Here is an 8976-nt window from a genome sequence, read left to right as displayed (position 1 = left end):
CTGCCCGCCGTCGGTCTTCTTCGCCTCCGGCTTGGCCGCCGGGGCAGCCGCCGCCGGCATGCCGGGCACGATGCCGGCGAGCCCGGAGAGCATCTGACCGAGCTGCGAGGTGACCGCGTCCTTCTGCCGGGTGAGGTCCTCGACCTCGCGGCGGGCGGCCTGCGTGGTCAGCTCGGCCTCGGTGCGCGCCTCGGTGAGCAGGCGCTGCGACTCGGCCTTGGCCTCGTTGAGCGTCTTCTCGGAGTGCGCCTTGGCCTTGTCGATGGTCTCGGCGGCGTTGCGCTCCGACTCGACCCGGCGGGCCTCGGCGCGCTGCTCGATCTCCTTGGCGCGCTCCTGCGCGGCCCGGGCGCGCTGCTCGGCCTCGCTGACCATCTTCTGGGTCTGCGCGACCTGGGCGGCATGCCGCTCGGACTCCTCGCGCTCGGCCTTCTCGCGCCGCTCGGCCAGCTGCAGCTCCAGAGCCTGCAGGTCCTTGTCGCGCTTGTCCCGTGCGTCGGTGAGCAGCTTGGTGGCCTCGGCGCGCTTCTCCTCGGCCTCGCGGGCGGCCTTCGAGCGGTGCTGGGTGATCTCCCGCTCGGCGGTGGCCCGGAGGGTGGCCACCTCCCGCTCGACGGTCGACTTCAGCTCGGCCACCTCGTGCGCCGTCACCGTACGCAGCTGCTTGGTCTCGCGGTCGGCGTCGGCGCGCAGCGTGTCGGCCTCGCGGCGGGCCTGCACCCGGACCTCGGCGGCCTCGCGCTCGGCGGCGGTGCGCAGGTTGCCGGCCTCGCGCTCGGCGCTGGCCTTCATCGCGGCGGCCTCGGCGCGGGCCTTGTCCGTGATCTCCCGGGCCTCGAGGCGGGCGGCGGAGAGGATGCCCTCGGACTCGCGCTTGGCCTCGTTGCGGTGGTCGTTGGCCTGCTCCTCGGCGAGCCGGAGGATCTGCTCGACGCGGGTGCCGAGCCCGGAGAGGGTGGGCCGGCTGTTCTCTTCGAGCTGCTTGTTCGTGTCGGTGAGCTTCTGCTCCAGCGCACTCATGCGCTGCTCGGCCTGGCGGAGGCGACGCTGGGCGTCGTTCATCCGCTGCTCAGCCTCGGCACGGGCCTGCTCGGACTGGGTCAGCGCGGCGGTCATCCGGCCGATGAAGTCATCGACCTGGTGAGTGTTGTATCCGCGCAGGCCAACGGTGAAATCTGGCTGCGAGTTCGCGTTATCGAAGAACGCGAGAGGGGAGGACTGCTGCTGGGGCATTGGGACATACTGGCAGACGCCCCAGGGTGCTTCGCAAGAGCGGTGCGGAGCTTTCGTGTCCTCATTACATGGTCAACTGACCTGGCCGCCGAGGCCGGACCAATCGGCGATCTTGGCAGGTCCCGGGCGGGACGGGCGCCACGCAGCGTGACACGAAAAAGGGCCACGGGTGCGCCCCGTGGCCCTTTGTTCGATCCGGATGGGTTCCCGCTAATGGGGGTGGAAGAACAATGGCCGATCACCGCATTGGCCACCGGCTGCTCATCCGTCCGGCCGGTGGCCCGCTCAGTGCCCCCGGAACCGGTTGATCGCTTCCTCGTGCCGGGCCCGCAACTCCCCGTCACGGACGCCCAACCCGTCGGCGGGCGCGAGGCAGCGCACCCCGACCTTGCCCTGGTGCGCGTTGCGGTGGACCTCGTACGCGGCCTGACCGGTCTGCTCCAACGGGTAGGTACGCGACACCGTCGGGTGCACCTTGCCGAGCGCGACCAGGCGGTTGGCCTGCCACGCCTCGTGGTAGTTGGCGAAGTGGCTGCCCACGATCCGCTTCAGGTGCATCCACAGGTAGCGGTTGTCGTACTGGTGCTGGAACCCGCTGGTGGACGCGCAGGTGACGATGGTGCCGCCACGGCGGGCCACGTAGACGCTCGCGCCGAACGTCTCCCGTCCCGGGTGCTCGAAGACGATGTCCGGGTCTTCGCCCCCGGTCAGCTCGCGGATCCGCTCGCCGAAGCGCCGCCACTCGTCCTGGTCCTGGGTCTGCTCGTCCTTCCAGAACCGGAAGCCCTCGGCTGCCCGGTCGATGACCAGCTCCGCGCCCATCCGGCGGCACAGCTCGGCCTTCTCCGGCGAGGAGACCACGCAGACCGGGATCGCGCCCCCGTTGAGGGCCATCTGGGTGGCGTACCCGCCGAGGCCGCCGGAGGCACCCCAGATCAGCACCACGTCACCCTGCTTCATGTTGGCGCCGTGGTGTGAGACGAGCTGCCGGTACGCGGTGGAGTTGACCAGCCCGGGGCTGGCCGCCTCCTCCCAGCTCAGGTGCCGCGGCTTGGGCATCAGCTGGTTGGCCTTGACCACGGCCAGCTCGGCCAGGCCGCCGAAGTTCGTCTCGAAGCCCCAGATCCGCTGCTGCGGGTCGAGCATGGTGTCGTCGTGGCCGGCGGCGTCCTCCAGCTCGACGGAGAGGCAGTGCGCGACGACCTCGTCGCCGGCCGCCCACCGGGTCACCCCCGGGCCGGTACGCAGCACCACGCCGGCCGCGTCCGAGCCGACCACGTGGTACGGCAGGTCGTGCCGGCGGGTCAGCTCGGAGACCCGGCCGTAGCGCTGGAGGAACTTGAAGGTGGACACCGGCTCGAAGATGCTGGTCCACACCGTGTTGTAGTTGATCGCGCTGGCCATCACCGCGATCAGCGCCTCGCCCGGCGCCAGCTCCGGCGTCGGCACCTCCTGCACGTGCAGCGCCTTGCGAGGGTCCTTGTCCCGGGTGGCCATGCCGTCGAACATCCGGGCCTCCTCGGCGCGGACGACCACGCCTCGGTAACTCTCCGGCACGGGCAGTCCGGCGACGCCCGCCAGCTCGCGGTCCGGATCGTTCGATTCCTCCGCCGCCATGATCGCTTCGAGGATGTCCTGCACGGTGACCTCCGGTTCGTCCCCGCACCCGCACGGGCCGGGTGCTGCCATCGTCGGGGCCGATGGACACGACCACCATGTCGGCATTCGACACATCCGGCCCCGGTCGCGCTCCTGTGGGCCGGGACGTTACTGAACGGTAGCTAGGGCGGGAAGTCCTCTGTGAAAAACTGCATCCACCAATGCGTGAAGGTGCCCGGCCGCCCCGCCAACCACGCACAGACGTGCGCGCCCACCCCCCTGCCCCACCCACGACCCACTCCCTGACCCACCGGGGATGGGCGGGGGGGTCAGTGGGCCGGGGATGGGCGGGGGTCAGTGGGCCGGGGATGGGCGGGGGTCGGTGGGCCGGGGTGGGCGGGTCAGGGGGTGGGGGTCAGTGGGTGGGGGCGGGTTCCACGAGTTCGATCAGGACGCCGCCGGCGTCCTTGGGGTGCACGAAGTTGATCCGGCTGTCGGCGGTGCCGCGGCGCGGGGCGTCGTAGAGCAGTCGTACGCCCCGCTCGCGCAGCGCCGCGCAGGCCACGTCGATGTCCGCCACGGTGTACGCGACCTGCTGCACGCCCGGCCCGTTGCGGTCGAGGAACTTCGCGATCGTCGACTCCGGGGTGAGCGGGGCCAGCAGTTGCACGCAGCCGCCCTCGGCGGTCGGCCCGACGGTCAGCATCGCTTCCCGTACGCCCTGCTCGGCGTTGGTCTCGGTGTGTACGCAGCGCATCCCGAAGGTCCGCTGGTAGAAGTCGATGGCGGCATCCAGGTCGGCGACGGCGATGCCGACGTGGTCAATCTTGCGAAGCCCGATGTCTGTGACGTAGTCCGCACCGGGCTCGACGGGGGAGTTCTCAGCCATGGCGCTAGTCTGGCCGAACAATCGTTAAGGCGTACAGCTCGGCACCCCCCTCGGAGGCAGGCATGGCTTCGGTGATCGTCAGCGGCGCGCGGACCCCGATGGGGCGGCTGCTGGGCAACCTCAAGGACCTCCCGGCCACCAAGCTCGGCGGGATCGCCATCAAGGCGGCCCTGGAGCGGGCCGGCGTCAGCCCGGACCAGGTCCAGTACGTGATCATGGGCCAGGTGCTCCAGGCGGGCGCCGGGCAGATCCCGGCCCGGCAGGCGGCGGTCGAGGCCGGCGTGCCGATGTCGGTGCCGGCGCTGACCATCAACAAGGTCTGCCTCTCCGGCCTGGACGCGATCGCCCTGGCCGACCAGCTCATCCGGGCCGGCGAGTTCGACATCGTGGTGGCCGGCGGCATGGAGTCGATGACCAACGCCCCGCACCTGCTGATGGGCCAGCGCACCGGCTACAAGTACGGCGACGTGGTGGTCAAGGACCACATGGCGCACGACGGGCTCAGCGACGCCTGGGACTGCTGCTCCATGGGCGAGTCGACCGAGCGGCTCGGCACGAAGCACGGCATCTCCCGCGAGGAGCAGGACGCCTTCGCCGCGGCCAGCCACCAGCGGGCCGCCGCCGCGCAGAAGAACGGCCACTTCGCCGAGGAGATCACCCCGGTGCTGATCCCGCAGCGCAAGGGTGACCCGGTGGTGATCAGCGACGACGAGGGCATCCGCCCGGACACCACCGTCGAGTCCCTGGCCAAGCTGCGTCCCGCCTTCGCCAAGGACGGCACGATCACCGCCGGCAGTTCCTCGCCGATCTCCGACGGCGCCGCCGCCGTGGTCGTCATGAGCAAGGCCAAGGCCAACGAGCTGGGCCTGACCTGGCTGGCCGAGATGGGTGCCCACGGCAACGTCGCCGGCCCGGACAACTCCCTGCACTCGCAGCCGTCCAACGCGATCAACCACGCCCTGAAGAAGGGCGGCCTGAGCGTCGAGGACCTGGATCTCATCGAGATCAACGAGGCGTTCGCGCAGGTCGGCATCCAGTCCACCCGCGACCTCGGCATCAGCCCCGACAAGGTCAACGTCAACGGCGGCGCGATCGCGCTGGGCCACCCGATCGGCATGTCCGGTGCGCGTCTCGTCCTGACCCTCGCCCTGGAGCTGAAGCGGCGCGGCGGCGGCACCGGCGCGGCCGCTCTCTGCGGCGGCGGCGGCCAGGGCGACGCGCTGATCATCCACGTGCCGGGAAGCGCAGCGGCTGCACAGTGAGCGATGCGATCGAGGGCGTCCCGGCGGCGGCCACCACGTCCGTGCGCCGCAGCCGGGACGTGCCGCTGCTGGTCGAGCGGGCCCGCACCGGTGACCCCCGTGCGGTGGCCCGCCTGATCACCCTGGTGGAGAACGGCGACACCCTGCTGCCGGCGATCGCCGCCGCGTTGGCGCCGTACGCCGGGCAGGCCCAGGTCGTCGGGCTCACCGGCTCGCCGGGGGTGGGCAAGTCCACCACCACCAACGAGCTGGTCCGCGCGCTGCGGGCACGTGGGCACCGGGTCGGCGTGCTGGCGGTCGACCCGTCCAGCCCGTTCACCGGCGGGGCGATCCTCGGCGACCGGGTGCGTATGCAGGACCACGCCACCGATCCGGGCGTCTACATCCGGTCGATGTCCAGCCGCGGGCACCTCGGCGGGCTGGCCGCGGCGACACCGCAGGCGGTCCGCGTGCTGGAGGGCGCCGGCTGTGACGTGGTGCTGGTGGAGACCGTCGGCGTCGGGCAGGCCGAGGTGGAGGTCGCCTCGCTGGCCGACACCACGCTCGTGCTGCTCGCCCCCGGCATGGGGGACGCGATCCAGGCGGTCAAGGCCGGCATCCTGGAGATCGCCGACGTGTTCGTGGTCAACAAGGCCGACCGGGACGGCGTCGACGCCACCGTCCGCGACATCCAGGGCATGATCGCCCTGGGTGAGCGCGGCCCGGGCCAGTGGCGGCCCCAGGTGGTCCGGTCGGTCGCGGCCCGGGGCGAGGGCATCGACGACATCGCCGCCGCCATCGACAAGCACCGGGGCTGGCTAGTCGAGCACGGCGAGCTGCGCCGCCGCCAGGAGGCGCGGGCCGCCGCCGAGATCGAGGCCATCGCGCTCGGCGCCCTCCGCGCCAGGATCGGCTCACTGCGCGACGGTACGGAGCTGAGCACGCTCGCCGCCACGGTGGCCGAGGGTGGTCTCGACCCGTACGCGGCGGCGGACACCCTGCTCGCCCAGCTCGCCCGGTGACCGTCCACGCCGGACAGCCCTGCGCTGCCCGACCCTTGTAGGCTCGCACCGCCCCACGGCGGTGGGGTCGGCGTGAGGAGCAGGGGGAGTGGGCATGGATCACGAGGCGACCCAAGAGCTGAGCGCGACGACGGCGCCGGCCGGCGGCACGACGCAGGTCGCCGACGAGGTGATCGAGAAGATCGCCGTCGCGGCGGCTCGCGCGGTGCCCGGGGTTGCCGAGCTGGGCGGCGACGTCGCCCGGTTCTTCAACTCCGTCCTCGACCGGGTCGGGCTGGACCAGGTGGGCGACGCCCGGCGGGGCTGCTCGGCACACGTGACCGGCGACGCCGCCGTGGTCAACCTGGTGCTGGTGATCGAGGCCGGTCAGCCGGTGCCGGAGATCACCGGGCAGGTGCGGGCCCGGGTCACCGAGGCCGTCGAGGCGTACGGGCTGCGGGTCGACGAGGTCAACATCCGGGTCGACGACGTGGCGATGGGCGCTTCCGCCGCTCCCACGCTCTGACCTGGTTACTCGTCGGTACGAGCTTACTTAGCGATCGTTCAGGCCAGGGCTCTACACTCGACGTGCAGTCGAGGAACCGAGGAGGAGCCCTGCGCATGGACGCCGACGAGATCGACGCCGGACGGGCACGCTGGCAGGCCCGGTACGACTCCGCGCGCAAGCGGGACGCCGACTTCACCACGCTCTCCGGGATGCCGGTGGAGCCGGTCTACGGGCCGCCTGAGGGCAGCGCGTACCCGGGCTTCGAGCGGATCGGCTGGCCGGGCGAGTACCCGTACACCCGGGGTCTTCATCCGACCGGCTACCGCGGGCGGACCTGGACGATCCGGCAGTTCGCCGGCTTCGGCAACGCCCAGCAGACCAACGAGCGGTACAAGATGATCCTCGGCGCCGGCGGTGGCGGCCTGTCGGTCGCGTTCGACATGCCGACGCTGATGGGCCGCGACTCGGACGACCCGCAGGCGCTCGGCGAGGTCGGCCACTGCGGCGTCGCCATCGACACCGCCACCGACATGCAGGCGCTCTTCGACGGCATCGACCTGGCCGACGTCACCACCTCGATGACCATCTCCGGCCCGGCCGTGCCGGTGTTCTGCATGTACCTGGTGGCCGCCGAGCGGCAGGGCGCCGACCTGTCCAAGCTGGACGGCACGCTGCAGACCGACATCTTCAAGGAGTACATCGCGCAGAAGGAGTGGCTCTTCGACCCCGAGCCGCACCTGCGCCTGATCGGCGACCTGATGGAGTACTGCGCGGCGGAGATCCCGCGCTACAAGCCGCTGTCGGTCTCCGGCTACCACATCCGCGAGGCCGGCTCGACCGCCGCGCAGGAGCTGGCGTACACCCTGGCCGACGGTTTCGGCTACGTGGAGCTGGGCCTCTCGCGCGGCCTGGACGTGAACGTCTTCGCGCCGGGGCTGAGCTTCTTCTTCGACTCGCACCTCGACTTCTTCGAGGAGATCGCCAAGTTCCGCGCCGCCCGCCGGATCTGGGCCCGCTGGCTGCGCGACGTCTACGGCGCGACCAGCGAGAAGGCCCTCTGGCTGCGGTTCCACACACAGACCGCCGGGGTGTCGCTGACCGCTCAGCAGCCGGTCAACAACGTCGTACGCACCGCCGTCGAGGCGCTCGCGGCGGTGCTCGGCGGAACGAACTCGCTGCACACCAACGCGCTGGACGAGACCCTGGCGCTGCCCACCGACGAGTCCGCCGAGATCGCCCTGCGTACCCAGCAGGTGCTGATGGAGGAGACCGGGGTGGTCAACGTGGCCGACCCGCTCGGCGGCTCCTGGTACGTCGAGGCGCTGACCGACAAGATCGAGGCCGAGGCGGAGGAGATCTTCGCCCGGATCCGGCAGCTCGGCGGCGACGGGCCGCACCAGATCGGCCCGATGACCTCCGGCATCCTGCGCGGTATCGAGGACGGCTGGTTCACCGGGCACATCGCCGAGTCGGCATTCGTCTACCAGCAGGCCCTGGAGAAGGGCGACAAGAAGATCGTCGGCGTCAACTGCCACACCGGCACGGTCGCCAAGGAGCTGGAGATCCTGCGCATCTCGCACGAGGTGGAGCTGGAGCAGCGCCGGGTGCTCGCCGAGCGCAAGGCCGGACGCGACGACGCCGCGGTCAAGGCCGCGGTCGCCCGGATGGTCGAGGCCAGCCGCACCGACGAGAACATGGTCCCCGCCATGCTCGACGCGGTCCGCGCCGAGGCGACCCTGGGCGAGATCTGCGACGCCCTCCGGGCCGAGTGGGGCACCTACCGCGAACCCGCCCGTTTCTGACCCATACCACCACCCCCGTCGATCGCGCGGTCGCTGCCGGACGGACGCCCCGTCTCGGCGGCGGAACTGCCCGATCGCCGGGGGTGGAATGGGGCGTGAGAGTCGCAACGTCGCAGTTGTGGGTGAGCCGGGATTCCGGGCTCGCGTGCGAGACTAGGTAACCATGAGCGACCCACGGATCACCTCGTCGATCTTCACCCGCGGCGCGGTCGACCTCAGCACGCTGCGCGGCCCCGCACCAGCCAGTACCCGCCCCGGCACACCCCCGCAGGGCGGCCCGTCCGCCGGCGTGCCCGGCGCGCAGACCGCCGGCGGCAACGCCGCCATCGTCGACGTCACCGAGGCGACCATCCAGGCCGATGTGCTCGAACGGTCGATGGCCATGCCCGTCATCGTCTTCTTCGGTGCGGCCGGCTTCCCGGAGAGCGACGAGTTCGCCCCGGTGCTGGAGCGGCTGGCCGCCGAGAGCGGTGGCACCTGGGTGCTCGCCCGGGTCGACGTGCAGGAAAACCCGCGGATCGCCCAGATGTTCCGGGTCCAGGGCATCCCCATGGTCTACGCGGTCGTCGGCGGCCAGCCGATCGACGCCTTCTCCGGTGTGGTGCCCGAGGCCCAACTCCGCCAGTGGATCCAGGCGGTGCTCAAGGCCGGTGGCGTGGCCGTCGCCGAACCGGAGGACCCGCGCCTCGACGAGGCGGACGAC

General features: G+C 71.6%; 8 protein-coding genes. 5 read left to right on the top strand and 3 right to left on the bottom strand.

The window, feature by feature from the left end; all coding sequences use genetic code 11:
* The 3 genes from AB0J68_RS20000 to mce all read right to left on the bottom strand — a co-directional run.
* The coding region (locus tag AB0J68_RS20000) for a cell division protein DivIVA (RefSeq protein WP_363939864.1) at positions 1-1233 on the bottom strand (1233 nt) is incomplete at its 3' end.
* Between the two features lie 285 nt (positions 1234-1518).
* Positions 1519-2874 (bottom strand): crotonyl-CoA carboxylase/reductase, encoded by a 1356-nt coding sequence (ccrA, locus tag AB0J68_RS19995; RefSeq protein WP_354856955.1) that lies wholly within the window; start codon positions 2872-2874, stop codon positions 1519-1521.
* A 373-nt stretch (positions 2875-3247) separates the two neighbouring features.
* Positions 3248-3721, bottom strand: coding sequence for a methylmalonyl-CoA epimerase (gene mce / locus AB0J68_RS19990; RefSeq protein WP_354856957.1), 474 nt, complete (start codon positions 3719-3721; stop codon positions 3248-3250).
* 62 nt (positions 3722-3783) lie between these two features.
* Between mce and AB0J68_RS19985 the strand changes: the two genes are divergently transcribed.
* From AB0J68_RS19985 to AB0J68_RS19965, 5 genes are all read left to right on the top strand, one after another.
* Positions 3784-4983, top strand: a complete 1200-nt coding sequence (locus AB0J68_RS19985) for an acetyl-CoA C-acetyltransferase (RefSeq protein ID WP_363939862.1) — start codon at positions 3784-3786, stop codon at positions 4981-4983.
* A complete protein-coding gene (meaB, locus tag AB0J68_RS19980; protein ID WP_354856960.1) occupies positions 4980-5984 on the top strand; it encodes a methylmalonyl Co-A mutase-associated GTPase MeaB in 1005 nt (334 codons plus the stop codon). The genes AB0J68_RS19985 and meaB overlap by 4 nt, the downstream gene beginning before the upstream one ends.
* 94 nt (positions 5985-6078) lie before the next feature.
* On the top strand, positions 6079-6489 hold the full coding sequence (locus AB0J68_RS19975) for an Asp23/Gls24 family envelope stress response protein (RefSeq protein ID WP_355066050.1): 411 nt from the start codon (positions 6079-6081) through the stop codon (positions 6487-6489).
* 95 nt (positions 6490-6584) lie between these two features.
* Positions 6585-8273 carry a methylmalonyl-CoA mutase family protein gene (locus AB0J68_RS19970; RefSeq protein WP_354856964.1) on the top strand — a complete coding sequence of 563 codons (1689 nt, stop codon included), beginning with the start codon at positions 6585-6587 and terminating at the stop codon, positions 8271-8273.
* A gap of 163 nt (positions 8274-8436) precedes the next feature.
* The coding region (locus AB0J68_RS19965; RefSeq protein WP_363939860.1) for a thioredoxin domain-containing protein at positions 8437-8976 on the top strand (540 nt) is incomplete at its 3' end.

The organism is Micromonospora sp. NPDC049580, from assembly GCF_040675595.1.
Taxonomy (GTDB): Bacteria; Actinomycetota; Actinomycetes; order Mycobacteriales; family Micromonosporaceae; genus Micromonospora.
This window is presented reverse-complemented; position numbering and strand designations above follow the sequence as displayed.